The organism is Pyxidicoccus xibeiensis (assembly GCF_024198175.1).
Taxonomy (GTDB): domain Bacteria; phylum Myxococcota; class Myxococcia; order Myxococcales; family Myxococcaceae; genus Myxococcus; species Myxococcus xibeiensis.
This window is the reverse complement of sequence record NZ_JAJVKV010000009.1, coordinates 387162-412895: the sequence shown is the minus strand read 5'-3', so window position 1 is coordinate 412895 and position 25734 is coordinate 387162. Positions and strand designations below refer to the sequence as shown.

At 70.5% G+C, this 25734-nt stretch carries 18 protein-coding genes; 11 read left to right on the top strand and 7 right to left on the bottom strand.

Features of this window, described 5'->3' with window-relative positions:
* Positions 1 to 172: 172 nt before the first annotated feature.
* Positions 173 to 1549, top strand: a complete 1377-nt coding sequence (locus LXT23_RS34310; RefSeq protein WP_253984611.1) for a collagen-like protein — start codon at positions 173 to 175, stop codon at positions 1547 to 1549.
* Between the two features lie 122 nt (positions 1550 to 1671).
* Here the strand turns inward: LXT23_RS34310 and LXT23_RS34305 are convergent, their stop codons facing one another.
* Positions 1672 to 5175: a pyruvate carboxylase gene (locus LXT23_RS34305; protein WP_253984610.1), complete on the bottom strand. Its 3504-nt coding sequence runs from the start codon at positions 5173 to 5175 to the stop codon at positions 1672 to 1674.
* Positions 5176 to 5302: 127 nt separating this feature from the next.
* Between LXT23_RS34305 and LXT23_RS34300 the strand changes: the two genes are divergently transcribed.
* Entirely contained in the window at positions 5303 to 6670 is a 1368-nt protein-coding gene (locus LXT23_RS34300; RefSeq protein WP_253984609.1) for a cytochrome P450, read from the top strand.
* A 10-nt stretch (positions 6671 to 6680) separates the two neighbouring features.
* On the opposite strand, the gene LXT23_RS34295 is transcribed toward LXT23_RS34300, so the two are convergent.
* A complete protein-coding gene (locus LXT23_RS34295) occupies positions 6681 to 7952 on the bottom strand; it encodes an MFS transporter (protein ID WP_253984608.1) in 1272 nt (423 codons plus the stop codon).
* A 304-nt stretch (positions 7953 to 8256) separates the two neighbouring features.
* Between LXT23_RS34295 and LXT23_RS34290 the strand changes: the two genes are divergently transcribed.
* Positions 8257 to 10110: an SBBP repeat-containing protein gene (locus LXT23_RS34290; RefSeq protein WP_253984607.1), complete on the top strand. Its 1854-nt coding sequence runs from the start codon at positions 8257 to 8259 to the stop codon at positions 10108 to 10110.
* Between the two features lie 45 nt (positions 10111 to 10155).
* On the opposite strand, the gene LXT23_RS34285 is transcribed toward LXT23_RS34290, so the two are convergent.
* The gene (locus LXT23_RS34285) at positions 10156 to 10935 is read right to left on the bottom strand and encodes a hypothetical protein (protein WP_253984606.1); all 780 of its coding nucleotides are present in this window, start codon (positions 10933 to 10935) and stop codon (positions 10156 to 10158) included.
* A 594-nt stretch (positions 10936 to 11529) separates the two neighbouring features.
* Between LXT23_RS34285 and LXT23_RS34280 the strand changes: the two genes are divergently transcribed.
* Positions 11530 to 11835 carry a hypothetical protein gene (locus LXT23_RS34280; protein WP_253984605.1) on the top strand — a complete coding sequence of 102 codons (306 nt, stop codon included), beginning with the start codon at positions 11530 to 11532 and terminating at the stop codon, positions 11833 to 11835.
* A gap of 87 nt (positions 11836 to 11922) precedes the next feature.
* Positions 11923 to 13053: a sensor histidine kinase gene (locus tag LXT23_RS34275; protein WP_253984604.1), complete on the top strand. Its 1131-nt coding sequence runs from the start codon at positions 11923 to 11925 to the stop codon at positions 13051 to 13053.
* Positions 13054 to 13111: 58 nt separating this feature from the next.
* On the opposite strand, the gene LXT23_RS34270 is transcribed toward LXT23_RS34275, so the two are convergent.
* Positions 13112 to 13573, bottom strand: coding sequence for an SMI1/KNR4 family protein (locus LXT23_RS34270; protein WP_253984603.1), 462 nt, complete (start codon positions 13571 to 13573; stop codon positions 13112 to 13114).
* 181 nt (positions 13574 to 13754) lie between these two features.
* Between LXT23_RS34270 and LXT23_RS34265 the strand changes: the two genes are divergently transcribed.
* On the top strand, positions 13755 to 14576 hold the full coding sequence (locus tag LXT23_RS34265) for a LytR/AlgR family response regulator transcription factor (RefSeq protein WP_253984602.1): 822 nt from the start codon (positions 13755 to 13757) through the stop codon (positions 14574 to 14576).
* 673 nt (positions 14577 to 15249) lie between these two features.
* On the opposite strand, the gene LXT23_RS34260 is transcribed toward LXT23_RS34265, so the two are convergent.
* Positions 15250 to 16356, bottom strand: coding sequence for an isopenicillin N synthase family dioxygenase (locus LXT23_RS34260; protein WP_253984601.1), 1107 nt, complete (start codon positions 16354 to 16356; stop codon positions 15250 to 15252).
* A 234-nt stretch (positions 16357 to 16590) separates the two neighbouring features.
* On the opposite strand from LXT23_RS34260, the gene LXT23_RS34255 reads away from it, so the two are divergent.
* The 3 genes from LXT23_RS34255 (at position 16591) to LXT23_RS34245 (ending at position 20499) form a co-directional block, all read left to right on the top strand.
* Entirely contained in the window at positions 16591 to 17871 is a 1281-nt protein-coding gene (locus LXT23_RS34255) for a dicarboxylate/amino acid:cation symporter (protein WP_253984600.1), read from the top strand.
* Between the two features lie 84 nt (positions 17872 to 17955).
* Positions 17956 to 19749 (top strand): thiamine pyrophosphate-requiring protein, encoded by a 1794-nt coding sequence (locus LXT23_RS34250; protein WP_253984599.1) that lies wholly within the window; start codon positions 17956 to 17958, stop codon positions 19747 to 19749.
* Positions 19750 to 19764: 15 nt separating this feature from the next.
* Entirely contained in the window at positions 19765 to 20499 is a 735-nt protein-coding gene (locus tag LXT23_RS34245; RefSeq protein WP_253984598.1) for an alpha/beta hydrolase family protein, read from the top strand.
* 7 nt (positions 20500 to 20506) lie between these two features.
* On the opposite strand, the gene LXT23_RS34240 is transcribed toward LXT23_RS34245, so the two are convergent.
* Both LXT23_RS34240 and LXT23_RS34235 read right to left on the bottom strand, forming a co-directional pair.
* Entirely contained in the window at positions 20507 to 21193 is a 687-nt protein-coding gene (locus tag LXT23_RS34240; RefSeq protein ID WP_253984597.1) for an acetoacetate decarboxylase family protein, read from the bottom strand.
* Between the two features lie 122 nt (positions 21194 to 21315).
* A complete protein-coding gene (locus LXT23_RS34235; RefSeq protein ID WP_253984596.1) occupies positions 21316 to 24234 on the bottom strand; it encodes a carboxypeptidase regulatory-like domain-containing protein in 2919 nt (972 codons plus the stop codon).
* A gap of 139 nt (positions 24235 to 24373) precedes the next feature.
* Here LXT23_RS34235 and LXT23_RS34230 point away from each other — a divergent pair, with 139 nt between their 5' ends.
* Both LXT23_RS34230 and LXT23_RS34225 read left to right on the top strand, forming a co-directional pair.
* The gene (locus LXT23_RS34230) at positions 24374 to 24952 is read left to right on the top strand and encodes a helix-turn-helix domain-containing protein (RefSeq protein WP_253984595.1); all 579 of its coding nucleotides are present in this window, start codon (positions 24374 to 24376) and stop codon (positions 24950 to 24952) included.
* Positions 24949 to 25722, top strand: a complete 774-nt coding sequence (locus LXT23_RS34225) for an SRPBCC family protein (protein ID WP_253984594.1) — start codon at positions 24949 to 24951, stop codon at positions 25720 to 25722. The genes LXT23_RS34230 and LXT23_RS34225 overlap by 4 nt, the downstream gene beginning before the upstream one ends.
* Positions 25723 to 25734: the final 12 nt, after the last annotated feature.

Here is a 25734-nt window from a genome sequence, read left to right as displayed (position 1 = left end):
GGCTGGCACACCGCCAGTGAACCGGGCCACAATGCGCCGCTGTCGTCTTCGTCCACGTGCGTGGCCTCGCACCCCGTGCGGCTTTCACAGGCTCGGGATGCTTCCGGCCGCGCTGCTTCCCTTGGGAGTCGAGATGCGCGTCCACCCACCGTCAAGTGTTTCCGGAACCCGCATGCTGCGAGCGTCGCTCACCGCGGGGCTCCTGGGATTGGCTGCCTGCAAGGGCTCGGCGGGGGGCTCCGAGGGGCCCGAAGGTCCTCAAGGGCCACAGGGGCTTCAGGGGCCCGCCGGAGAGACGGGGCCCCGGGGCCCTCCGGGAGAGATGGGCGCAGCGGGGCCGCAGGGGCCCGGCGCGCTGATGCTCACCGTGGCCGAGCCCCCGGGCACGAACTGTCCGCACGGAGGACTGCTGCTCCAGGCCGCGGTCGACCGCAACGCCAACGGGGCGGTGGACGAAGGGGAGGCGGATGCGGCGTCCACGCGGTACCTGTGCAATGGCGCGAACGGGGCGCCTGGGGCTCCCGGGGCGCCTGGGGCTCCCGGGGCGCCTGGGGCTCCCGGAGCTCAGGGCTCGCAGGGCCCCGCGGGTGACACCGGTCCACAGGGGGAGCCCGGAGCGCTCGCGCTGTACGGGGACGGCTCCGCGGGGGACTTCACCCACTTCAGCACCTCGCCCCTGCGCAACCTCGCCATCGGCTACGGCAGCCTGGCGAATGGCGCCAACCTGATGTTCCGCAACGTGCGCATCGACGGCACCCTCATCCTGGCGAGCGGCACCACGATTCGCGCCACCGGCGACATCATCGTCGGGCCGACGGGCGTCATCGCCGTCAACCCGGAGCCGCAGGTCCAGTCCGTCAACTCGCCGGACCGGGGCATCGCCACCTCCGCCGCGGAGGATTACCAGGGCGGCCGGGGCCTGGACCTGGGGCGCTCCGCGCTGCTCACCCGCTTCGACCTGCGCGGCGCCGGCGGTGGCTTCCGCCCGAAGCACGGCAATACCACCGCGGCCACCGGGGGGGAGGCCGGAGGCCGGCTCATCCTGGCGGCCCGGGGCAACATCATCATCAATGGCACCATCGAAACCATGGGCCGCAACGCGCAGCTCACGGGCGGGCAGCCCCTGGCCGGAGGCGGAGGTGGAGGCGGCGGCGTCGTCACCCTCGTCTCCCGAGGCACCATCACCCTGGGCGCCAACGGCTTCATCCGCGCCAACGGAGGCAATGGGGCCAACGGCATCGCGGGGGCAGCGGGGCAGATCTATGGCGGAGGTGGCGGGGGCGGCGGAGGCATCGTCCAGTTCCTCACGGCCAGTGCCCCCTCCATCGCCAATGCCAGCAACATCGTCGTCACCGGCGGCACCGCGGGGAACGCCGGCGTCTCGGGCTCGCCGACGACCCTCGTGGCGGTGGGCGGTGGAGGCGGCGCCTCGGGCGGCGATGGGGGGGATGGCACGAAGTCCACGGTCGCCGGCGGCGCCGCCGAGCCGGGCAACACGGGCGACTTCTCCACCACCGTCACCGCGCAGCCCGAGCTCATCTTCTACTGACGACGGCGCCGTGTGAGGCCGCCGGGCCGCGCCGCGGGAGCGTCCCGCCCCCAGCAGCCGATGCCAGCCGGGCGTCAGACGAGGGCCCTGCACGCGCAAGCAGGGCCCGCCCGGGCCGGCGGCTACTGGAGCACCGCCAGCAGGTCTCCGCCCTGCACGGCCCCCTTGAGCAGGGGGACGACCTCCGCCACGGTGCCCGCGCGCGGCGCGCGCACCACCGTCTCCATCTTCATCGCCTCCAGCGTGACGAGCGGCGCCCCGGCCTCCACGCGCGCCCCTGCCTTGACGTGCAGCGCGATGACGGTGCCCGGCATGCTCGCCGCCACGTGGTTCGGGTTGCCGCGGTCCGCCTGCCGGCGCGCCTCTACCTTCGCCGCGAGGCTGCGGTCCCTCACCAGCACCGTGCGGTTGTGGCCGTTCAGCGCGAAGTACACCGTGCGGCAGCCGTCCTCGTCGGGCTCGCCCACCGCCGACAGGCTGATGACCAGCGTCTTGCCCGGCTCCAGGTCGACCCAGATCTCCTGGCCCACCTCCATGCCGTAGAAGTAGTTGGGCGTGTCGAGGATGGACACGTCCTCGTAGCGCGCCTGGTCATCCAGGTAGCCCGCCATGACGCGCGGGTAGAGCGCGGCGGAGATGGCGTCCACGCGCGTGAGCGGGTGGCCCGCCTTCTGGGACAGGTCGCGCTGCAGCCCGTCCAGGTCCAGCGGCGGCATGCTCGCCGAGGGCCGCCCCTCCACGCGCGGCAGGCCCTTGAGCACCGCGGCCCGCAGGTCCTCCGGGAAGCCGTTGGGCGGCTGACCCAGCTCACCCCGGAAGTAGCCCACCACGCTGGAGGGGAAGTCCAGCCGGGGCGCCTCTTCAATCAGCTTCGCCCGCGTCAGCTCCGCCGCCTCCGCCAGCGTGCTCGCCCGCACCGTCAGGTCGTTCTTGAGCAGGAAGATGGCGAAGTCACCCACCATCTTCGACGAGGGCGTCACCTTCGGGATGTCGCCCACCAGCACATTCACCAGCGCGAAGGCGTCCTTCACGTCGTTCCACCGGCCCAGCAGCCCCATCTCCGCTACCTGGGGCCGGAGGTTGGAGTACTGACCGCCCGGAATCTCGTGGTAGTACACCTCGCTCGTCGTGCTCTTGAGGCCGCTCTCGAAGGGGGCGTAGTACTCGCGCACGTCCTCCCAGTAGTTCGCCAGGGGCTGCAGCCGTGCGTTCGCCAGGCCCGTCTCGCGCGGGTGGCCGCGCAGGGCGCTCACCAGGGCGTTGAGGCTGGGCTGGCTGGTGAGGCCGGCCATGCTGCCCAGCGCCACGTCGACGATGTGCACCCCGTGCTCGATGGCCTCCAGGTAGCTGGCGATGCCGTTGCCCGCCGTGTCGTGCATGTGCAGGTGGATGGGCAGGCGCGTCACCTCGCGCAGCCGCTCCATCAGCATGGCCGCGGCGCGCGGGCGCAGCAGGCCCGCCATGTCCTTGATGCACAGGAAGTGCGCGCCAGAGTCTTCGATCCGCCGCGCCAGGTCCGCGTAGTAGTCCAGCGTGTACTTCTTGCGCTTGGGGTTGGCGACGTCGCCCGTGTAGCAGATGGCCACCTCCGCCACCTTGCCCGTCTTGAGCACGCGCTGGATGGACACCTCCATGCTGCCCAGGTCGTTGAGGCTGTCGAAGATGCGGAAGACGTCCACGCCCGCCTCGGCCGCCTCGTCGATGAAGGCCTCCACCACGTTGTTCGGATAGCTGGTGTAGCCCACCGCGTTGGCGCCGCGCAGCAGCATCTGCAGCAGGAGGTTCGGCGCGGCGGCCTTCAGCGAGCGCAGGCGCGCCCACGGGTCCTCGTTGAGGAAGCGGTACGCGGTGTCGAACGTCGCGCCGCCCCAGCACTCGAGGCTGAACAGGTCCGACGCCAGGCGCGCGGTGGCCGGCGCCACGCGCAGCACGTCCCGCGTGCGCATGCGCGTGGCCAGCAGCGACTGGTGCGCGTCCCGCATCGTGGTGTCGGTGAGCAGCACGCGCTTCTGTGCCAGCACCCACTCCGCCAGGCCCCTGGGCCCCTTCTCCGCGAGGATCTGCGCGGTGCCGCGCGGCGCCGGGCCGGGCGGCGTCACCGGCAGGCGGGGCTCCATGAACTGGGTGGGCTTGAGCCGCTGGGGCTTCTTGATGGTGGGGTGCCCGTTGACGATGACGTCGCCCAGGTAGTTCATCAGCTTGCTGGCGCGATCCCGGCGGGGCTCGAACTGGAACAGCTCCGGCGTCTCGTCGATGAAGCGCGTGTACGTCTGGCCCTGCTGGAAGGCCGGGTGGTTCAGCACGTTCTCCAGGAAGGGCAGGTTGGTCTTCACGCCGCGGATGCGGAACTCGCGCAGCGCGCGCTGGCCCTTCATCACCGCGCCCTCGAACGTGGGCGCGTACGCGATGACCTTCACCAGCATGGAGTCGTAGTACGGCGAGATGTGCGCCTGGCTGTAGCCGTTCGAGCCGTCCAGCCGGATGCCAAAGCCGTGGGCCGCGCGCCAGGCGGTGATGACGCCCGCGTCCGGCATGAAGTTGTTGGCCGGGTCCTCGGTGGTGACGCGCAGCTGCACCGCGTAGCCACGGGGGACGATGGCCTCCTGCGAGGGGATGCCCACCGCGGGCGAGTCCAGCCGGTGCCCCTCCGCGATGCGAATCTGGCTCTGCACCAGGTCCACGCCTGTCACCTGCTCGGTGACGGTGTGCTCCACCTGGAGCCGCGCGTTGCACTCGATGAAGTAGAACGTATCGCCGGTGACGAGGAACTCCGCCGTGCCCGCGCTGGAGTAGCCCGCCGCGCGTGCCAGCCGCACCGCCGCGTCGCAGATGGCGGCCCGCAGCGGCTGGGCCAGGTTGGGGGCAGGGGCAATCTCGATGACCTTCTGGTGGCGGCGCTGCACCGAGCAGTCCCGCTCGTGCAGGTGCACCAGGTTGCCGTGCAGGTCGCCCAGGAGCTGCACCTCGATGTGGCGCACCTTCTCCAGGAAGCGCTCCAGGAACACCGCCGCCGAGCCGAAGGCGCTCTTCGCCTCCGAGCGCGCGGAGGCCAGCGCGGACTCCAGGTCCTTCTCCTCGCGCACCACGCGCATGCCCCGGCCGCCGCCGCCGTGCGCCGCCTTCACCAGGATGGGGCCGCCGTGCTGGACGAAGAAGGCCCGCGCCTGCTCCACCACCCGGGCGTCGTCGCCCTCCAGGGTGATGCCGGGCACCACCGGCACGCCCACCTCCTGGGCCAGGTGCTTGGCCGCCACCTTGTCCCCCATGGTCCGCACCACCGCGGAGCGCGGGCCGATGAAGCGGATGCCCCGGCGCTCGCACGCCTCGGCGAAGTCGGCGTTCTCCGACAGGAAGCCATACCCGGGGTGGATGGCGTCCACCCCGGCCCGCTCGGCCACGTCGAGGATTTCGTCGATGCCCAGGTAGGCCTCCACCGGGCGCTTGCCGCGTCCCACGAGGTACGCCTCGTCCGCCTTGTGCCGGTGCTCGTGGGTGCGGTCCTCGTCGCTGTAGATGGCGACGGTGCGGATGCCCAGCTCGTTGCAGGCACGGAAGACGCGGATGGCGATCTCACCGCGGTTGGCGCACAACACCTTCTGGATGGGACGCAGGGGAGGCAGAGCCATGGTGGCACCCGCTGTAGTCATCCCCACGCCCCCGCCGCAACCGTTCCCGGGCCGAACGTCTCCTATACCGCGTTGATACCGCCCCTGCGTCCTTGACCTGCGAGGCGCCGCGGGAGGAAATCCGCGAATGGACACCCCAGTGACGACTCCCCCCCTGCGCCCGGTTGCGGGGCCTCGGGGACTGCCCAAGCTCGGCCTCTTCTTCCCGATGATTGAAGAGCCGCTGGCCCTCGCCAACCGCCTCCATGCGGAGTACGGCGACTCGGTGGTGTTCCCCGTCTATGGCTCGCCGCTCACCTTCCTGCGCAACCCCGTGGACGTGAAGCGGGTGCTCATCGACGAGCCGGCGGCCTTCCCCAAGCCGCGCATCGTCAACCCCTTCAACGGCAACGGGCTGACGGTGAGCCGGGGCGACTTCTGGAAGCGCCAGCGGCACATGGTGCAGCCGCTCTTCCACAAGGAGAAGGTGAAGCTGTGGGCGGGCATCTTCACCGACGAGATGCGCAAGGCCGTGGAGCGCTGGAGGGGGATGGGCGCGCGGGGTGAGACGTTCGACATGTATCACGAGGCCGCGCGGATGATGTTCGGGGTGATGTGGCGCACCTGCTTCGACGAGCAGCCGTCCGAGGAGCAGTTCCTGGGCATCATGCGGGCCATCGAGGTCTTCGGGAAGCGGCCCTCGCCGTGGCACCAGCTGGTGTATGCCCTGGTCCCCCGGCTCAACCCCCTGGGCCGGCGCGTGGATGCCTCCGTGGCGCAGGTCAACGAGTGGATCTACGGGCGGCTGGCGAACCGGCGCATGCGGGGGACGCAGGAGGGGGACATCACCCTGCTGTCCATGCTGGTGGAGGCGCGGGCGCGCGAGTCCGGGGAGAACATGGACGACGTGCAGGTGCGGGATGAAATCGTCAACCTGTTCGGCGCCAGCTTCGAGATGATTGCCACGTCCGTGACGTGGGCCGTCCACGCCTGCACCCAGTACCCGGACGTGGTGCGCAACATCCGAGACGAGCTGCGCGGGGCGGTGGGCAACGCGGAGCCGACGCTGGAGGACGTGCCGAAGCTGCCCTACACGGCCCGGGTGGTGCAGGAGGTCAACCGGCTGTGCCCGCCCGCCTTCGCCATCTTGCGCGAGGCGAAGGAGGCCATCCAGGTGGGGGACATCATGGTCCCCAAGAAGTCCCACATCCTGATGTTCCCGTACGCCATCCACCGGCACCCGGACTACTGGACGTCGGCGGAGCAGTTCGACCCGGACCGCTTCCTGCCGGAGCGGCTGTCCGGCATGCACAAGTGCGCCTACGTGCCGTTCGGCGCGGGGCAGCGCATCTGCGTGGGCCAGCACATGTCCATGGTGGACACGGTGCTCGCGCTGACGATGCTGCTGCGCGAGCTGGACGTGGAGTACGCGGGCCGGGGGCCGGTGAAGTGGATGACGAAGCTGACCTTCATCCCCAAGGGCGGCCTGCCGGTGCGGGTGAAGCCGCGGGCCTGACGGACAGGCCTCAGCCGTGGGACTGGGAGGAGGCCGGCACCGTGCGGCTGCCGTCGGCGGTCTCCTCGTAGTCCAGGTCCCGGTGGAAGGTCTCCTCCAGGCGCAGCAGCGCGAGCAGGGCCAGGCCGAAGCAGAGGCAGCCCACGAGGAGCGCCGCGTTGCCCATGCTCATGCCCTGCGAGCCCTTGAGCCACGCCACGCCGCTGGCGGCGATGGCGGCCGAGCCGCGCACGAAGTTGGGCACCGTCGTCGCCACGGTGCCGCGGATGTTGGTGCCGAACTGCTCGGCGGCCATCGTCACCAGCACGGCCCAGTAGCCCACGGTGATGCCCATGAAGAAGCTGAGGACGTAGACGGCCGTGCTCGTGAGGCCGGGGACGAGCGTGTAGAAGAGCATCAGCCCGAAAGCCGCGGTGATGTTCAGGCCCACCGCGCGCTTGCGGCTCTTGAGCCACTGGCTGAACAGGCCCGCCAGCAGGTCCCCCAGCGTCAGGCCGATGGAGCCGTAGAGGATGGCGTTGCCGGCCGTCACCGTGCCCTTGACGCCCAGGCCCGTCGCCAGCTCGGGGGCGAAGGTGAAGAGGATGCCGGTGGTGAAGTAGATGGGCACGCCGATGGCGATGCAGCAGAGGTACTTGAGGAAGCGGCCGCCCTGCAGCACGAGGAAGGGGTTGGCGCGGGACGGGTCCGTCTTCTTGGAGAACAGCTCCGACTCGGACACCTTGAAGCGCGCGAAGAGCAGGGCGATGCCCATGACGCCGCCGGTGATGTAGGCCGTCTTCCACGTCAGGTGCTGGCCGACGAAGGCCGCCGCGACGATGCCCAGCATGCCGAGCGTGGCGACGATGGTGGTGCCCAGGCCGCGCTTCTCCTTGGGCAGGGACTCGGCGACCAGCGTAATCGCCGCGCCCAGCTCGCCCGCCAGGCCCACGCCGCCCAGGAAGCGGCAGACCGCGTAGCTCGTCACGTCCCAGGCGAAGGCGTTGGCCAGGTTGGCGAACGAGTACAGGAGGATGGAGCCGAACATCACCGACAGGCGCCCGCGCTTGTCCGCGAGGACGCCCCACAGCAGGCCGCCCACCATCATCCCGATCATCTGGGCGTTGTAGATGACCAGGCCCTTCTGGAGGATCTCCCCCGGGTCGGTGATGCCGATGTCCTTCAGCGAGGCCACGCGCACCACGCCGAAGAGCGTGATGTCGAAGAGGTCGACGAAGTATCCGAGCCCGGCGACCAGGACCGTGAGGTTCAGGACCGAGCGGAGCTCTCGCAGGAATTTCATGGTGGGATTAAGGGGCCTTGCGGGTCGTGGGGCAAGGGGCATGCACCGTGCCGGGTAGGGTGCCGCCTCTTGCCCAGGCGCGTGAGATATGAATCACCATTCAGGTACGGAACCGGGCAGGCAGGCTATCCGTCCGAGACGCCCTGGAGGTCAAGCCGCGCCGCGTCGTCCGGGCTTCGTCCCCTCTGGAGGAAGGCTCGTCCCCGGCTCCGGCGGTTTCGTCACATCGATACCGGGAGTGCGGGCAGGCGCCGGTATCAACGATGCCAGCCCGTGCGGTTCCGCACGGCTCCAAGGAGGCATCGTGAGAGTCCTGAAGCCCATTCGAAGCATCTTCCTGACCAGTGCCCTGGTCCTGGCGTCCGTGCCGGGCTGCGGCGGCGAGCCGGCGCCCGTCCCCGAGGCGGGCGACGCGACGGGCACCCGGGAGCAGGGGCTCGTCTGTGAGAACGTGGTGCCGGTGATGACGGGGCCGAACACGCCCTCCGGCGCCGTGACGCGGTCGGGGGTGTTCGGCACGTCGTACGAGGCGTGGCAGGCGTTCGACGGCACCAACTCCCTGTGGCTCTCCGCGGAGAACCAGACGCCGGCGTGGGTGGGATACCAGTGGGCCAGCGGGACGAAGACCATCCACCGCTATGCCCTGTCCTACGCCAACGGCTCCATCACCACGCGGGCGCCCAAGCAGTGGACGTTCGAGGGGTGGAATGGCTCTGCCTGGGTGGTGCTCGACAGCCGCTTCAACCAGGTCAACTGGGCCGGGCACGAGCGGCGCGAGTACACGGTGGCCTCGCCCGGCGCGTACGCCCGCTACCGGCTGAACGTGACGGACGACAACGACACCCGCGCAGGCATCGTCGTCGTGTCGCTGGGCCGGCTGGAGCTGATGCAGTGCCTCACCGCGTCCTACCCGACGACGCAGGCGCTCTGGACGCGGACCTCTGGCGCGGCGGCAAGCTTCACCCGGGTGCATGACCTCGCCACGGACCCGGCAGGGCGCAACTACGTCACGGGCATGACGCTGGCGGGCCTGGAGGGCAAGCCGCTCGTCGGGCTGATGGATGGCTTCCTCACGATGCGGGACTGGAATGGGAAGACGGGCTGGTCGGCGCAGCTCGGCGCGCCGGACAGCGTCACCCTGGGCTACGGAATCGCCCGGAACCGGCGGTTCGAGGAGATCTATGTGGCCGGCTTCACGGATGGCTCCGTGGATGGCACGCCCAAGACGGGCTCGCGGGAGGCGCTGCTGACGAAGTACCGCTACACCGGTGTGAGGGGCTGGACGCGGCAGTTGGGCGCGGTGGGAGCCAGCGTGGAGGGGTACGCGGTGGGGCTGGATGCCGGGGACAACGCCTTCCTGGCCGGGTCCGTCAATGGCGCGCTGGATGGCAACCCCCGCATCGGCAACTTCGACGCCTTCGTGGCGAAGTACGACGCGGCCGGCAACAAGCTGTGGACCCGGACGCTGGGCGCGGCGGGAGCCAGCACGCATGGGCGGCGGGCCTCCGCCGATGACGCGGGGAACGTCTATGTCTCCGGGTGGACCACGGGCGCGCTGGACGGCAACGTCCGCATGGGGCCGCAGGACTTCTTCGTCGTGAAGTACGACGGCGCGGGGAACAAGCAGTGGACGCGCCAGCTCGGGACGCCGGGGACGGATGTCTGGCTGTATGGCTCGGCGCTGGATGCGGCGGGCAACATCTACCTGGCGGGCTACAGCGGTGGTGGCCTGGACGGGAATCCGAACGTGACGGGCGGCATCGATGCGTTCGTGACGAAGTTCGATGCGGCGGGCGTCAAGCAGTGGACCCGGGAGCTGGGCGGCTCGGCGGGCGTCTGGGGCACGGGGCTCTTCATCGACACGACGGGCGTGTACCTGACGGGCAGCGGCGGGGGTGACATCGGCAGCTCCAGCAGCACGGACGCGTCGAAGGCGCACAACTACGTGGCGAAGTTCGACATGGCGGGGACCCGGCAGTGGGTCATCCAGCAGGACCCGGCGCGGCTCAACGGTGCGTACGTGGAGGTGTACTCCAATGGCCTGGGGCGGGACGACGCGGGGAACTTCTTCCTGGGCGGCTACACGAGCGGGAACTTCGACGGGAACACGAAGCTGGGTGACCCGGATGGCTTCGTGACGAAGCTGCCGGCGAGGTAGCGGGAGTCGGCGTGGCGGGCTCCTTGTCGTGGGCCCGCCATGCCGTCACGGCTCCGCGCCGGGTGGGATGCCGAGGACCACGGAGCTGGCGAGGGTCTGCTTTTCGCCCTCGGGGTCGGCGGCCCGGAACCCGGCGAGGCGCTCGCGGGCCTCGGTGTACCGGCGCAGGCCGACGAGCGCGATGATCTCCGCCTCGCGAGCGTTGCGCACCGCGAGGCGCTCCGCCGGGGTTTCTCCGGGGGCCCAGGTGTCGATGAAGGCACGACAGGTCACGGCGGAGACCTCGTGGAAGCGCTCGGTCGCCGGGTACGCGCAGCGCTTGCGGGCCAGCTCCCTGTCTATCCGGGCGGTGGGCTCACCGCGGCTCTCGAGGCGGGCGCGCTCCCGGGCCAGCTCCTCCTCGACCTCGCTCAGCGAGTCCTCCAGCTTCCGGCGGGCGCGATGCTCGGAGTCGAGCATCGTCCGGGTGGACCGCATCGTGGTGTCGACGACGGAAGCCAGGGGGCTCTCGGGGAAGCGCTGGAGGAAGGTGTCGCCTGCTTCAAGCACCTTCGCCTTCTCGCCCAGCGTGCTCAGGGCATTGACCCGGAGCCAGCCGGCCTGCTCCGTGGGGAGCCGCCCCAGGTGGCGGGGGAGGTCCATCTGGAAGATGCGTTCCGCATCCCGGGCCAGGGAGCGCGAGCGGCCTCGCAGGAGGTGGGTGTCGAGCAGCTCCAGCGCCGCCGCCGAGCGCTCTTCCGTGGGCCTGTCCGGGTCTTCGAGCAGGGCGCGCAGCTCCGCTTCCCGGGAGTTGTGGGCAGTCAGTGGCTTGCTGGCGTGCTCCAAGAGGCGGGTGTCGAGCCGGGCCAGCTCCGGTCGAGCCGTGGTAGCGGGCGAGCCGACACGCTCGGAGGTGGCAGATGCCTTCGTCGTGCTGGGAACCGGCGGCTTCGGGGTGGGGGCTGGAGGTGCGGGGATGTTGCGTGGCTCTGGCGTGCCAGGAGCCGGTGAGGTGCTGGTGGGACTCGCTGACGGCACTCCGAGGGGATTCGTCCGGGTGTCTGGTGGTGGCACCGTTGGAGGTGGTATCTCCGGGCGTAGCAGGAAGGCGCCGACCCCGGGGAGCGCGAGGCCCGCCGCGACCAGCAGCGCGGTGAGCCCCGTCGAGAGCCGGGAAGCGCGGGGCGGCCGGGAGCCTGATGGCGATTCCGGAGTGTCTTCCCCCTCCACGTACAAGGTACCTCCTCGCACCCTGGAAGAGAGCGGAGGCGGCTCGGGTGGGGCGTCGTCGGGCTCGGAGCCCGGGGAGCGGAGGGGCACGGTGCGGGGGCATCATAGCCCGGCGCGTGCCGCCTCGCCTCCGTGACGTTCGCGCCGGTACCCGTCCTGGCGTGAGCGGTCATCCGGGACGTCGACTCAGCAAGACAGGAGCAGTGATTGATGAAGAATGTTGACGAGCTCAAAGCGGTACTCATCGAGATGCCGGCAAGCGAGAAGGTCCGTTCCTATTTGTCGTATGCCCATGAGCTCACCATCGTCGCTCGGGAGTCCTATGATGGCTCGAGCCCCCAGCTCGCGTGGGTTTGCAATGAAGCCCTGCACCGACTGATGGGGCACCTGATACGGCTCCACTCCGGCGTGACGGACCCAGAGTCCGAGCAGTCGTTCGCTCGGATGATTGTAGAAACCGCCGAGAGTCGCGGCTGGCTGGCGATGCTCCGGCGTTCGCTCGTGACGAGAGGCTGACTCTTTTCAGAGGAGGCTCCGCTGGAAGTCCAGCTGCTCGGGGTGGAGCATCCGCTACGCTGGGTTTCCGAGGGCACGAGGGAGGCCATGAGCAACGGCGGCGCAGGGGAGACAGGGGGCACCCCGGAACGCTCCGTGCGCCAGCCGGCGACGCTGAAGGTGTGGGCGCTCGGCATGGCGGCGGGAACGCTGGGGGCGCTGCCTCATGCCCTGCGCGCGTATGCCCAGGAGCCGCACGACTTCCTCTTCAAGCTGGCCGTGGAGTTGGTGCCGTACAGCGCGTGGGCGTTGCTGGGGCCCGTGATTCTCGCCGTCTTCCAGCGCGTTCCTCCCGAGGGCCCCCGGCTCGCGCGGCATTTGGGGGTGCTTCTGGTTGCCGGAGCGGGCCTCGCGTGGCTCCACGTCCTGCTGCTCGCGCCCGCCATGGCCGTGCTCCACCAGTGGAGCGAGCGGGGCGTGTCCTTCCTGGCGGGCCTGCGGGACTTGCTCCTCGCGCGCGGCGCGGTGGCCTACTTCGAGTACCTCCTCTTCCTCGCCGCGTGGACGGCGCTCCGGTCCGCCCGGAGGCTGCGCGAGCGGGAGCTGGCAGAGTCCCGTCTCAAGACCCGGCTGGCGGAGTCCCGCCTGCAGGCGCTGCGCGCCCAGTTGGACCCGCACTTCCTCTTCAACTCGCTCAACGCCGTCACCGGGCTGATCCGCCAGCAGCGCAATCCGGAAGCCGTCGAGGCCCTGGTGGAACTGGGGCACCTGCTGCGCGCGAGCCTGGAGGGGCGGGGTGACCACGAGGTCTCCCTGGAGGACGAGCTCGACCTCGTCCGCCGCTACCTGGGCATCGAGCAGCTCCGCTTCGGAGACCGGCTGGAGGTTCGCCTGGAGCCAGGGCCCGACACGCTGAGGGCGCGTGTGCCCGCGCTGATCCTCCAGCCCCTGGTGGAGAACGCCATCAAGCACGGCACCGCGCGCCGGGCGACCCGGGGCCATATCCACGTCCGCTCCGAGCGCCGGGGTGACAGGCTGCGGCTGGAGGTCCGGGACGACGGGCCCGGGCTCAGAGCCGGCGGCGGGGGCGGCACCGGCATCGGTGTGGCCAATACGCGCGACCGGATCCGCCAACTCCATGGCAACGAGTACGGCCTGACGCTGGAAGACCTTCCGGAAGGGGGCGTCCTCGCCCGCGTGGAGCTGCCCTTTGACGAGTTGGAGCGAAGCAATGGCTGAGAACCCCGAGACGCGGTTTGATGGCTGAAGGGGAGGGTGCCAGCACTGCGCTGGAACTCTACTCGTTCAACCAAAAGAACTCGTTGCCGCTGCGAAGCGCACGCTGCAGAAATTCGCCGAAAGACACCGCAATCCGCCGGACTTCGAGCGGGTAGGTCTCGTGGTAGGCGTCCAGCAGCGGGTAACGCCCGTCCTGCTGTTGCGCGACGTCGACGAGCACGTAGTCGGAGTCCTGGAGATAGAGCAGCGTGTACCAGGATGGTGGGCCCTTCGAATCGTCGTCCTGTCCACGAAGCTCGACACGCGCACGCCGGATTTCCGCAAGCGAGAGGATGCGATAGTTCGCGTCCGGTCGCGGGCGGAAGAGCGTCGCCCCATCGCAGTGAAGGTAGAACGCGCGGAGATCTGGGTCGAGCTGCCAGCCCACGCGTGCCTCGAACGCCGCAACCTGCGCCGGCGTCGCGGGTGCATTCGGGAAGTGCACCCGTGAGACCTCAGCGAGCAGATTCTCCATCATCATGGTCAGTCCAAGTACGGCCTATCGAACCCGACGGTCGCCCACCGTGCGTCCCCTGCGTAGCACGCTGGGTAGGCCTCGTTGATGATATCTCAACTTCTTAGGTTGGAAGCCCAGTAAGACCTTCCGGAAGGGGGCGTGCTCGCGCGCGTGGAGGTGCCCTTCGATGAGCTGGAGCGAAGCCATGGCTGAAGACCCCGCGACGCGCGGAGGCTGGCGGGTGCTGGTCGTGGACGACGAGCCCCTGGCGCGGGACAACGTGAAGCACATGCTGGCCCGCGCTCCGGACGTCACCGCCGTGCATGAGTGCGAGAGCGGCCGGGCGGCCGTGGACGTCATCCTCCGCGAGCGCCCGGACCTCGTCTTCCTGGACGTGCAGATGCCGGAGCTGGACGGCTTCGACGTGCTCCGCCAGGTGGGCCTGGAGCGGATGCCCCCCGTCATCTTCGTGACCGCCTTCGACCGGTATGCCGTGCGCGCCTTCGAGGCGAACGCGCTCGACTACCTCCTCAAGCCATTCGGAGACGCGCGCTTCATGGCGTCGCTGGAGCGCGCACGGCGGCAGCGAGAGGAGGGGAGGGACCGGGCCATGCTGGAGCGGCTGTCCGCGCTGCTCGACTCGCGCCGGAGCCGTGCCCCGGAGCCCGCGCCGGCGCCACCCGAGGGCGGCTACGTGGAGCGCATCGCGGTGAAGACGGACGGCAAGGTGCTGTTGGTGCCCGTGCAGGACCTGGACTGGTGCGAGGCGGAGGGCAACTACGTCGTCCTGCACGCGAGCGGCAAGCGCCCCATGCTCCGCGAGACGCTGAACCGGGTGGAGCAGCTCCTGGACCCGCGCCGCTTCGTGCGGGTCCACCGCTCCATCCTGGTCAATGTCGACCGCATCCGCGAGCTGGAGCCGGACATCGACAAGGGCTGGGTGGTGGTGCTGCGCGACGGCACGCGCCTGCGCCTGAGCCCCGGCCGCAAGGCCGCGGTGGAGGCCCTGCTGCGGCAGACCTTCTGATTCCAACCCTGTCTGCCGCTCGGCCTCCGTAGGACTGGCGAGCTACCGGCAGTAATGCGGCGACTTCACGCAGTCCACGCAGAGCTTCCCCATGCACTGCTGGTTTGGCATGGGACACCTCGCGCCCGCGGTTTCCGAAGTGCCGTGCCTACATGTACGGATTATCAGGGGTTTTTCCTGGGCACGCCGGGGCTTCCGCGCTTCTGAGGACAGCCGCCGCAGGAGGGGCAATGCCTACATGAACGAACCGTCAGGTGTTTTTGGATGGCCCGTGGCTGTCAGCGGCGTCACCTGAATGGCAGTGCCTACATGTACATGTTTTCAGTGATTCGCAGGGCGAGCACTCGATTGCAATGCCTGTGAAAGCAATTGAAGCAATTGTGGTTGTCTTTGTTGTTGCTGATTGGTGTTTGGATTGCAATCAATTGCATTGTGGCTATGTGTGTTTGTGTTTGTGTTTGTGGGGATGATTTGTCAGGCCTGTGCTGGCGCTGCATGGGAGCGCGGAGGATGAGCAGGTGACGAGCCCCCGGAGCCATGAAGGTTCCTGGGACAGCCCGCCTCACTCGTGCTGGATGATGCCGCCCGCGAGGCGGGCACCCGGGCGCTGCCGCGGAAGTCGCGAGCCTGAAGGCCCGGGCCTGCTACGCGGCGCGCCCCGGTTCCGGACGTCTCAGGCCCCCGCGCGCTGGCGGTTGAGGCGGTCGTAGTGGCGGTAGCCCAGCTTGTCGAGCGCGCCCGCGGGCGCCAGGCCGATGTCCACCAGCGTCTTGATGTCGTACGTCCCCGCGAGCACCGGCGGCGCGTAGTTCCGGACTGCGTCGGGCGTGCGGAACTTCGGCAGCGGGAAGAGCACTGTGCTGGTGTGCACGTGCATGAAGTGCGCGGCGGACTGGCGCTGCCACCCCGGCACCCCGGGCGCGGTGATGACGTGGGGCGTGGCCAGGAACGTGCCGCCCGTGAGGATCTCCAGCTGCTGGCCCACCTGCGCCACGATGCAGCCCGCGGGCGCGGTGCCCCGCACCAGCTTCCCGTTGGGGTCCTCCGCCGTCGCGCGCGTGCGCAGGTACAGCCCGCTCTTGTTGTCGGGTGCCGCCGCCGGACGGCCCTCCGGATCCAGAAAGCGGCCTCCGGGCAGCAGCGTGAGCAGGTTGAAGTCCGTGTGCTCCTCGCCCCAGACGATGTCCGTGTTCACCTGCGAGGCCGTCAGCGGCAGGTACTGCAACGCGCGCGTGACGTGGGGGGCACGCTGGCACAGGTCCGTGAAGGTCGCCTCCGGCAGCCCCAGCGCCACCGCGGCGCCCCGCAGCAGCTTCTGGCCGGCCTCGTGCAGCGAGCGGCCCAGCGTCATGATGCCGTCCTGGAAGTACGGCGGCGCGCTCGCGGGCCACACGTTCTCCGGGTACAGCTCCGGGAACTCCAGGGCGGACTGCTCGTCGTTCGGGTACGGCGCGACGAAGTAGCACTCCTTGAAGTCCGGCTGGCCGTTGCTCGCGACGGCGACCTCGGTGTTCGGCGGCGTCCAGCCCCGCTGGTACCAGATGTCCGCCCGGCCGTAGGGGCGCTTCGTCTCTTCCGGCTGCGCGATGAACGCGGCGAACGCGTCGTAGTACCGGGTGAGCGCCTGGGTGTCGACGCCATGGTTCTTCAGGTACACGAGGCCGAAGACACCAAACGCCTCGCGGAGCGCCGCCGCGGCCTGCTCGACACGGGACGGGTCTCCCGACGCGAGGTCTGCGAGGTCGACAGTGGGGATGTTGAGCGAAGAGGTCTCGGCCATGGTGGGGCCAAGGTGTATCGCTCCTCGGGCCCGAAGGGGAGGGCCTGCTGGGAGGAAGGCTTCTACCGGGCAGGCGGGGGACTTCATCCTACCTGTCTGACGAGCAGACAGGCGGGTCGGGAAGGGCGCCGGTCCCGGTGTCTCCCAGGCACCCTGCATGGGCGTGAAGGCCCTGCGGCCACCGGGGCGGTCCGTTATGGTCCGCCGGTCGCCGCCGAGGCCGAGGGGTCCCCCGTGAAGAAGCTCGTCTCCGTCTGGTTCCGCATCCCGTTCTGGCAGCGTGTGCTCGGCGGCTTCGTGCTGGGGGCGCTGGTCGGCTGGCTCGTGGGCGCGCCCGCCGGGCCCTGGTTCCAGCCCCTGGGCACGCTCTACGTCAACCTCATCAAGATGATCGCCACCCCGCTGGTGTTCTTCGCGGTCATCAACGCGGTGGCCGCGCTCCACGGGCAGAAGAGCGTGGCCGTGCTGGGCGGCAAGACGTTCCTCTGGTTCGCCGTCACCGCCGCGCTGGCCGTGGGCGTGGGCCTGGGCGTCGCCGCCGTGATGAAGCCGGGCGTGGGCGTGGGGCAGCTCCAGCTGGCCTCGGACTACAAGCCGCGTGAGGTCCCCACCGCCATCCAGGTCCTGCTGGACGTGGTGCCCACCAACCCCTTCGCCGCGCTGGCGGGCGGGAAGATCCTCCAGGTCATCTTCTTCGCCGGCCTGCTGGGCTTCGCCCTGGTGAAGCTGGGCGAGAAGACGGCCCGCCTGCGCGAGCTGGTCCGCGAGGCCAGCGACGCGATGATTCAAGTCACCCGCTTCGTGCTGGAGCTCACCCCGCTGGGCACCTTCGGCCTCATCGCCGCGCTCGTGGGCACCTACGGCTTCGAGCGCCTGCTGCCCCTGGGCCGCCTGGTCATCGCGCTGTACCTGGCGTGCGCACTGCACATCGTCTTCGTCTACGGCGGCCTGCTGCTGGTGCACGGGCTCAACCCGCTGCGCTTCTTCCGAGGCGCGGCGCCGGGCATGCAGGTGGCCTTCGTCAGCTCGTCCAGCTTCGCGTCGCTGCCGGTGTCCCTGCGCAGCGTCACGCACAACCTCGGCGTCAACAAGGACTACGCGTCCTTCGCGGTGCCCCTGGGTGCCAGCATCAAGATGGATGGCTGCGGCGCCATCTACCCGGCCATCGCCTCGCTCTTCATCGCCCAGTACTTCGGCCTGGAGCTGTCCGCGTCGCAGTACTTCATCATCCTGCTGGCCTCGGTGCTGGGCAGCTTCGGCACCGCGGGCGTGCCCGGCACCGCCGTGGTCATGGCCACCGTGGTGCTCAGCTCCGCCGGCCTTCCGCTGGAGGGGCTGGGCTACCTGCTCGCCATCGACCGGGTGCTCGACATGATGCGCACGCTCACCAACGTCACCGGGCAGATGCTGGTGCCCGTGCTGGTGGCCCGACAGGAGGGCCTGCTGGACGAGGCCATCTACAACCGCGCTCCCACCAACGTGGGCCTGGAGAAGGACGCCGCCGGGGCGGAGTAGCGCCCGGCTGCATGGCCGGCCGCCTTCCCCCGCACCCGGGCGGTGCCCAGGTTGACCCTGCGGGTCTTCGCCCCGGGGTCACCAATGAGCGCCACCGTCTCCGACTACCTCCTCTACCGCCTGTCGCAGTGGGGCGTCCGCCGCATCTACGGCTACCCCGGCGATGGCATCAACGGCATCCTCGGCGCGCTCGGGCGCACGTCGGAGTTCCACTTCGTCCAGACGCGCCACGAAGAGATGTCCGCCTTCATGGCCTGCGCGCACGCGAAGTTCACCGGCCAGCCCGGCGTGTGCCTCGCGACGTCCGGGCCCGGCGCCATCCACCTGCTCAACGGCCTCTATGACGCGAAGCTGGACCACCAGCCCGTGGTGGCCATCGTCGGGCAGCAGTCGCGCGCGGTGCTCGGTGGCCACTACCAGCAGGAGGTGGACCTCCTGTCCCTCTTCAAGGACGTGGCCAGCGAGTACTGCACCATGGTCACCAACCCCTCCGCCGTGCGACACGCGGTGGACCGGGCGGTGCGCGTCGCCCTCTACGAGCGCACGGTGACGTGCATCATCCTCCCCAACGACATCCAGGAGGAGGCATACCAGAAGCCCGAGCGCGCCCACGGCACCGTCCACTCCAGCGTGGGCTACAGCGTGCCGCGCGTGCTCCCCCGGGAGCCGGACCTGCGCCGCGCGGCGGACGTGCTCAACGCCGGCAAGAAGGTGGCCATGCTGGTGGGCGCCGGAGCGATGAACGCCGCGGAGGAAGTGGTCCAGGTGGCGGACCTGCTCGGCGCGGGCGTGGCCAAGGCGCTGCTCGGCAAGGCCGTGCTGCCCGATGACCTGCCGTTCGTCACCGGCTCCATCGGCCTGCTGGGCACCAAGGCCAGCTGGGACCTGATGTCCGAGTGCGACACGCTGCTCATGGTCGGCACCAGCTTCCCGTACTCGGAGTTCCTCCCGAAGGAGGGCCAGGCCCGGGGCGTGCAGATTGACCTCGATGGCAGGATGCTCGCCATCCGCTACCCGATGGAGGTCGCGCTTGTGGGCGACAGCCAGGAGACGCTGCGCGCGCTGATTCCGCTGCTCCAGCGCAAGGAGGACAGGAGCTGGCGGGACACCCTCGAGAAGAGCGTCCGGCAGTGGCGGAAGACCGCGGAGGCGCTGGCAATGGAGAGCGCCAACCCGCTCAACCCGCGCCGCGTGTTCTGGGAGCTGTCGCCGAAGCTTCCGGACGAGGTCATCCTCACGGGGGACTCGGGCTCGGGGACGAGCTGGTTCGCGCAGTACCTGGACATCCGGAAGGGGATGATGGCGTCGGTGTCCGGCAACCTGGCCACCATGGGCTGCGCGGTGCCGTACGCCATCGGCGCGAAGTTCGCCTTCCCGCACCGGCCCGTGCTCGCCGTGGCGGGGGACGGCGCCATGCAGATGAACGGGAACTCGGAGCTCATCACCGTGGCGAAGTACTGGAAGGGGTGGAAGGACCCGCGCTTCATCGTCCTGGTGCTGAACAACCGGGACCTCAACATGGTGACGTGGGAGCAGCGGGTGCTGGCCGGAGACCCGAAGCTGCCGGCCACGCAGGACCTGCCGGATTTCCCCTATGCGAAGTACGCGGAGTCGCTGGGGCTGAAGGGCATCCGCGTGGACCGGCCGGAGTCGCTCGGGCGCGCGTGGGACGAGGCGCTGAGCGCGGACAGGCCCGTGGTCTTCGAGGCGTACGTGGACCCGGACGTGCCGCTGCTGCCGCCGCACATCACCTTCGAGCAGGCGAAGCACTACGCCCAGGCGCTGGCGAAGGGGGATGTGAATGCCGGTGGCATCCTCAAGCAGTCCCTCAAGGCGATGAAGGACCAGCTCCTGCCGAACAAGGGCGGCAAGGAGTAGCGGTAGACTCGGGCCGTGCACTTCCACACGCAGGACTTCTCCCTCGCGGGCGCGCCCGCCGTGTCCGTCCACGCGGGGCCTCGCGAGGAGGCGCTCCGCCGGGGCGCGGTGCTCTTCTTCCACGGCCTGGGCGCCTCCAAGGATGTGAACGCGCCAGAGCTGGGCGCCTTCGCCGCGCGAGGGCTGTTCGCGGTAGGCGTGGATGCGGTGGGCCATGGCGCCCGGCGCCTCCACGACTTTGACGCCCGTTTCCGGGATGGCAATCCGCACGTAGAGGCGGAGTTCCTGTCGCTCGTGCTCGCCACGGCCCGCGAGGTACCGGCCCTGCTGGAGGCCCTGGTGCAGCAGGGTGCCTCACCCGAGCGACTGGGTCTGTGCGGCGTCTCCATGGGCGGCTTCATCACCTACGCGGCCGTGGCGCTGGGGGCGCGGGTGGCCGCCGCCACGCCGCTGCTCGCGTCGCCGGAGTGGCGCCTGCCGTGGCCGGAGAGCCCGCACCTGAGGCCCGAGCGCTTCTTCCCGGTGGCGCTGTTCAGCCAGAACGCGGGCGCGGACGACGTGGTACCGGCCGAGCCGGCCCGGGCTTTCCATGCGCGGCTGGAGCCGCTCTACGCGGCGGCCCCGGAGCGGCTGCGGCACCGGGAGTACCCTGGCGCCGGGCACATGATGCCGCAGCAGGACTGGGACGAGGCCATCCGAGGCGCGGTGGAGTGGATGGCCCGCTTCGTCGCCGACGCGGGCACGCCCTGACGGAGCGTTACTTCTTCAGCTCGTACTCACCGCCCGGGTAGACGAACGAGTCGCGGTGCGCGTACCAGCACCAGGCCTCCACCTTCTGCAGCGGGCTGGCCGGGCGCAGCGCGTACACCGGGTGGTCCGGCGCGAGGAACTCCAGGGTCTGGAGCTCGAAGCCGGCGGCAATCTCCCCGACGTAGGGGTAGTTGCCCGCCATCAGCTTGTTCTTCACCTGCGTCACGTACATGAGCTGGCCGCGCGCCACCGAGGCAATCTGCTGGCCCACCCGCGCCACCGTGCGGATGACGGGGATGCCGTCCACGCGCGTGGTGGCCACCAGCCGGCCGTCCTCCAGCTCCAGCGTGGTGGTGCCATGCGAGGCGGGCACGCCGCGCTCGCTCACGTAGTCGCGCACCCCCTGCGAGGAGTTGAGGTAGTGCGTGAAGAAGCGGCCCGGCGTCACGCCGTCGGGCGCGAAGTGGTCCGCGAGGTCCAGGCCCAGGTACGTCAGCGAGTACGCGCCGAAGCCCGACGTCTGGTCCGCCGAGTCCACCACGTACTGGTTCATGTAGATGGCGCGGTTGGCCGCGGGCGACAGCCCCCTGGGCAGCAGCGCCGCGGCGGCCTTCGGGTCGGCGGGAATCCAGCTCGAGTACAGCATCCGGCTGTTGATGACGAGCTGCGGCGCGGCGAGGGTGCTGGTGCTCATGATGACTCCTGGTGGTGCCGCCGGGAGCCCTCATGGGCTCCAGCGGTTGGTTGAACGCTCTGCACTCCATTCGGAGCCAGCCACGCCTTCGGGTCGTCGTCCATCGCCCCGGAGGGCCCCGGCTACAGGGCCCGGTTGAGGGTGACGGGCCAGGTCCGACCCTCGCGGAGGATGAGCAGCGTGGCCGGGCTGCCCGGGGCGCCCAGCTCGCGCTGGCGGGCTTCACCCGGGTCCCGCACGGCGGCTCCGTCGATGGCCTTCACCACGTCGCCGATGCGCAGTGACGCGGAGGGGCCTCCCTGCGCGAGCCAGCTCACGGTGACGTCGTCTCCACTCATCCCGAAATAGAGCCCCAGGCGCCCTGGCTCGACGCGCGCGGGCCCCATGCGCCAGTCGCCCAGGTCCAGCGCCTTGCCCGGGGTGATGCTCACCTCCCGGTCTTCCCGCAGCCCGCTGCCCTTCCAGGCGGAGACCCGGTGCGGGCCGGGCGCGAGGTCCTCCACCCGGAAGCGCCCATCCGCCCCCGTCCTCGGTGTGAGGACGCCGTCCACGTCCACGAAGGCGTCCGCCACCGGCGCGCCCGCGGTGTCCACCAGCCGGCCGGTGAGGCTGCCCCCGGCCTCCACGACGACGTCCACCTGCGTGGTGGTGCCGGCGGCGCAGGTGGCCTCCGCCTTCCCGGCGCGGCCATCCGGCAACGTGACGGTGAGCGTGACCGGCCCTGAGACCATGTCCTCCACGACGAACCGGTCTCCGGCGAAGTCCAGCTCCTGAGTGGTGAGGAAGTCATCGTCCTTCCGGACGGCGGCGGCCACGAGCCGGAAGCCCTCGACGGGGCGACCGCCCGCCGAGCGCACGCTGCCGCTGAGGCGTCCTCCCGGGGACAGCTGCAGCGTGACGGCGCTCCGGGACGTGGGCACCGAGGGCAGGTCTCCGCGCCGCCCGCCATTGGTGGCCCACAGGTGCAGCGCGGTGCCGCCCATGCCATCCGCCACCACCGTGACCTGGCCGGAGGCGTCGGTGACGTCCTCGATGAGGATCTCGTGCTTGCCCACCTCGCTCCCCATCACCGTGGCGCTGACGCTGGGCGCTCCATTGGGCTCCAGCACCGTGACGAGGATGGGCTTGCGTGCCTCACGCACCTCCAGCGCCACGTGCTTCTTCCCGCCGGCCTCCAGGTCCACCAGCTTCACCTGGTCTCCGCTCTGGTTTCCGGTGTCCGTCATCCACGCGGTGAGCCGGTAGCGGCCCGCGCGCATCCGCATCGACCAGGCGCCCTCCGAGGTGGCGGGGACCTTGATGGACTCAGAGTAGGGCGCGCCTTCCCGCAGCGCGGAGACGGTGACGGGCTTCGGCGGCATGTAGCCTCCCTCGAGGCGCACGGTGCCCTCCAGGAGCCCTTCCTCCACGAGCTTCAGCCGCACCCGGCTCGTCTCGCCCGGCATGACCTTCACGCCCTCGCGGAGGTTCGTCTCGCTGCCCGGACGGCGGGCCGCCACGAACACCTCTCCCGGTGGGAGCCCCTCGAGCACGAACGCGCCCTGTGCATCCGTCACCGTGACGAGCGTGCCCTCCAGCGGAGCCATGCGCCAGCGCGACTCGGCGGTGACGTGGATGCCGGAGAGCGGCTTGTCGTCCCCGTCCACCACGGTGCCCTCGATGCGGCCGTGGGCCTCCAGGTCGGCGGTGAGGTCGAAGCGCTGGCCGTCCAGTACGCTGACGCCGCTCCTCGTCCACTTCTTGAATCCCCGGGCCCGCACCGTCACGGAGTACATACCTGGCGCGAGCGCGCCCGCCTCGAAGCGCCCGTCCGCCGCGGAGACGGCGCTGGCCACCTCGGTGGCGTCCTCCTCGACGCTGAAGACGAGGGCGCCCGGCGTGACGGAGATGGCCGCTCCGGCGATGGGCTCGCCCGAGCCCTTGCGCCGCACCAGGCCCGCGAGCGAGGCCTCCGCGCCCAGGCGGATGCGCACGTCGCGGACCGTCATTCCAGCGCCCACGGTGACTCGCGAGGGTGAGGCGCCGGTCAGCGCTCCCTCGCGCGCGGTGACCTGATACACGCCCGGAGGCACGTCGAGCGAGAAGGCGCCACCCGCGCTCGTGTCGGTCTCCACCGCGTCTCCGGTGCCCGAGGCAATCACGCGTGCCCCCGCGGCCGGCTTGCCGTCGGCCAGCTCGACGAAGCCCTCGATGAAGGCCGAGCCCCCCAGCTCGACGGTGAGTCCGGCGGTGGGCACGCGGACGCGGCCGATGCGCCGGGGGGCGCGTCCCGGAGCCTTCGCGTCCAGCTGGTACTCACCCAGCGCCAGGCCCTGGAAGAGGAACTCGCCGCTGCCGTTGCTGGTGATGGCGTGACGCTCCTCCTCGGGCATCGACGCGCTCATCGAGAGGGCGGCGGGAATCGAGGCGCCGCCGCTGGACGCGCGCGGGGTCAGGGTGAGCTCCACGAGCGGCACGGGCGTCTTCGAGCCCTTCTCCACGGTGACGCCCTCGAGGTTGCCGCCGAAGTCGAGCGTGAGGCGGACCGAAGTCGTCGCCTCACCGCGCGGCCGGGTGACGTGGGCTCGGGCCGTGGCGAGGCCGTTGGCCCTGGCGGTGACGAGGTAGGTCCCCGGCCGCGCGTGCAGCGTCAGGAAGCCCCCGTCATCGGTCAGCCCACTTCCCGCCACGAACCAGCGCGGCTTCCCCGCCTGGGCGCCGCGGGTCCCCCAGTAGTAGAGCGTCACCCTGGCGCCCGGCTTCGGCCCCGAGGCGGTGACCACCTCCACGCGCAGGGCGCCTTCCTCCTGGCGCATCGGCTCGTCGACGTACGGGGTGCCAGCTTCGGTCTCGCCGCCGGTCGCCGCACCGGAGGGCGTGCCGCCCTGCGCGGAGGCGCCTGGGGACCCGGGCTCGCCGGATGCCGTCTGGGAGGTGGAGTCGCCCGTGGCCGCACCAGGCGGGGACGCGCCCGCGCCGTCCGAGCGGCTGCGCGCCCACCAGAGTCCGAGTCCGGCGAGGAACGCCACGACCACCACGAGAACGAGTGACGTCCGCTTCATGCCAGGCCTCCGGGGAGGAACGCGCGCAGGACAGCATCTTGGCGGGTCTGGTTCCAAGAGGGCACGGGAAGCCCCGACAGACTACCGACAAACTTTCTTTGTCTTGACCTGGAAAGTTTGTCGGCGTTACAAGGCGGGCATGGCGAAGGACAGCAGCGCGGCGAAGGCCCGGCCCATGAGGGCCCGCATCCTGGAGCGGCTCGCGACGCCGACGACGGCGGCGGCGCTGGCGCGCGAGCTGGCCACGTCGCGGCAGAAGGTCGGGTACCACCTGAAGGAGCTGGAGCAGCAGGGCCTGGTCGAGCTGGTCGAGGAGCGCCGCAAGGGCAACGTGGTGGAGCGGCTGGTGAAGGCCAGCTCCCGCGCGTACCTCGTCTCGGCCGAGGCGCTGGCCTCGCTCGCACCGGACCCCGCCGCCGCGGTGGACCGCTTCTCGTCCGCCTACCTCATCGCCGTCGCGGCCCGCAGCGTGCGCGAGGTGGCCACCCTGCGCGAGCGCGCGCAGCAGGCCGGCAAGACGCTGCCGACATTTTCGCTACAGGCCGACGTGCGCTTCGCCAACGCGAAGGCGCGCCATGCCTTCGCCGAGGAGCTGGCGGAGACCGTGGGCCGGCTCGTCGCGCGCTACCACGACGACAAGTCCGAGGGCGGGCGCCCCTATCGCCTCTTCCTCGGCGTCCACCCCGCAGCCGCCCCCGAGAAGGAGCACCCCGAGTGAGCCAGGACAAGACGCGCAGTCTCGAGAAGCAGGTGAAGATCAACGCTCCGGCGGACGCCGTCTGGCGGGCCATCACCGAGGCGGAGCAAATCGTCCGCTGGTTCGCGCTCGACGCGAAGGTGAAGCCGGGCGTCGGCGGGTACGTGTGGCTGAGCTGGCCTGGGATGGCGGGCGAGTCGCGCATCGAGGTCTGGGAGCAGGGCAAGCACTTCCAGACGCGCGCTCCCGAGCGGCCGCAGGTGGCCACGGACTGGTACGTGGAGGGCGAGGGCGGCGAGACGACGCTGCGACTGGTGCACTCCGGCTTTGGCGAGGGCGCGGACTGGGATGCCGAGTACGACTCGCTGGACCGGGGCTGGTCGGTGTTCCTCCAGAACCTCAAGCACATGCTGGAGCGGCATCGGGATGTCGCGGGGCAGCAGATCATGGTGCCGGTGCCCGTGGGCAATGTCGGTCTGGACGAGGCGTGGCAGAAGCTGCTGGGGCCGGGCGTGCTCGGCCTGGAGCGCACCGGCGAGCGGGGGTTCAAGGCGCGCGCCGTCACGGGGGAGGCGCTGGAAGGGGAGGTGGACCTGTGGGTGCCGCCTCGCGCGCTGGGCATCGTCTTGCGCAACTGGAACGACGCGCGCCTCACCGTGGACATCAGCGGCTGCGATGGCGAGGTGCGGGCCTGGGTCTGCCTGCTCACCTACGGCCTGGACGCACCCGCGGTGGAGGCGCTCAAGGCCCGGTGGCAGCCGGCGCTGGAGGGAATGTTCCGCGCCGCGTGAGCGCACTGCGGG

Bases quoted from the DNA above. Each gene is read 5' to 3' on its own strand.
- LXT23_RS34250 (WP_253984599.1), top strand. From the start codon at position 17,956: ATGAGCGCCACCGTCTCCGACTACCTCCTCTACCGCCTGTCGCAGTGG.
- LXT23_RS34230 (WP_253984595.1), top strand. From the start codon at position 24,374: ATGGCGAAGGACAGCAGCGCGGCGAAGGCCCGGCCCATGAGGGCCCGC.
- LXT23_RS34240 (WP_253984597.1), bottom strand. From the start codon at position 21,193: ATGAGCACCAGCACCCTCGCCGCGCCGCAGCTCGTCATCAACAGCCGG.
- LXT23_RS34280 (WP_253984605.1), top strand. From the start codon at position 11,530: ATGAAGAATGTTGACGAGCTCAAAGCGGTACTCATCGAGATGCCGGCA.
- LXT23_RS34275 (WP_253984604.1), top strand. From the start codon at position 11,923: ATGAGCAACGGCGGCGCAGGGGAGACAGGGGGCACCCCGGAACGCTCC.
- LXT23_RS34260 (WP_253984601.1), bottom strand. From the start codon at position 16,356: ATGGCCGAGACCTCTTCGCTCAACATCCCCACTGTCGACCTCGCAGAC.
- LXT23_RS34235 (WP_253984596.1), bottom strand. From the start codon at position 24,234: ATGAAGCGGACGTCACTCGTTCTCGTGGTGGTCGTGGCGTTCCTCGCC.
- LXT23_RS34310 (WP_253984611.1), top strand. From the start codon at position 173: ATGCTGCGAGCGTCGCTCACCGCGGGGCTCCTGGGATTGGCTGCCTGC.
- LXT23_RS34295 (WP_253984608.1), bottom strand. From the start codon at position 7,952: ATGAAATTCCTGCGAGAGCTCCGCTCGGTCCTGAACCTCACGGTCCTG.
- LXT23_RS34300 (WP_253984609.1), top strand. From the start codon at position 5,303: ATGGACACCCCAGTGACGACTCCCCCCCTGCGCCCGGTTGCGGGGCCT.
- LXT23_RS34305 (WP_253984610.1), bottom strand. From the start codon at position 5,175: ATGGCTCTGCCTCCCCTGCGTCCCATCCAGAAGGTGTTGTGCGCCAAC.
- LXT23_RS34265 (WP_253984602.1), top strand. From the start codon at position 13,755: ATGGCTGAAGACCCCGCGACGCGCGGAGGCTGGCGGGTGCTGGTCGTG.
- LXT23_RS34270 (WP_253984603.1), bottom strand. From the start codon at position 13,573: ATGATGATGGAGAATCTGCTCGCTGAGGTCTCACGGGTGCACTTCCCG.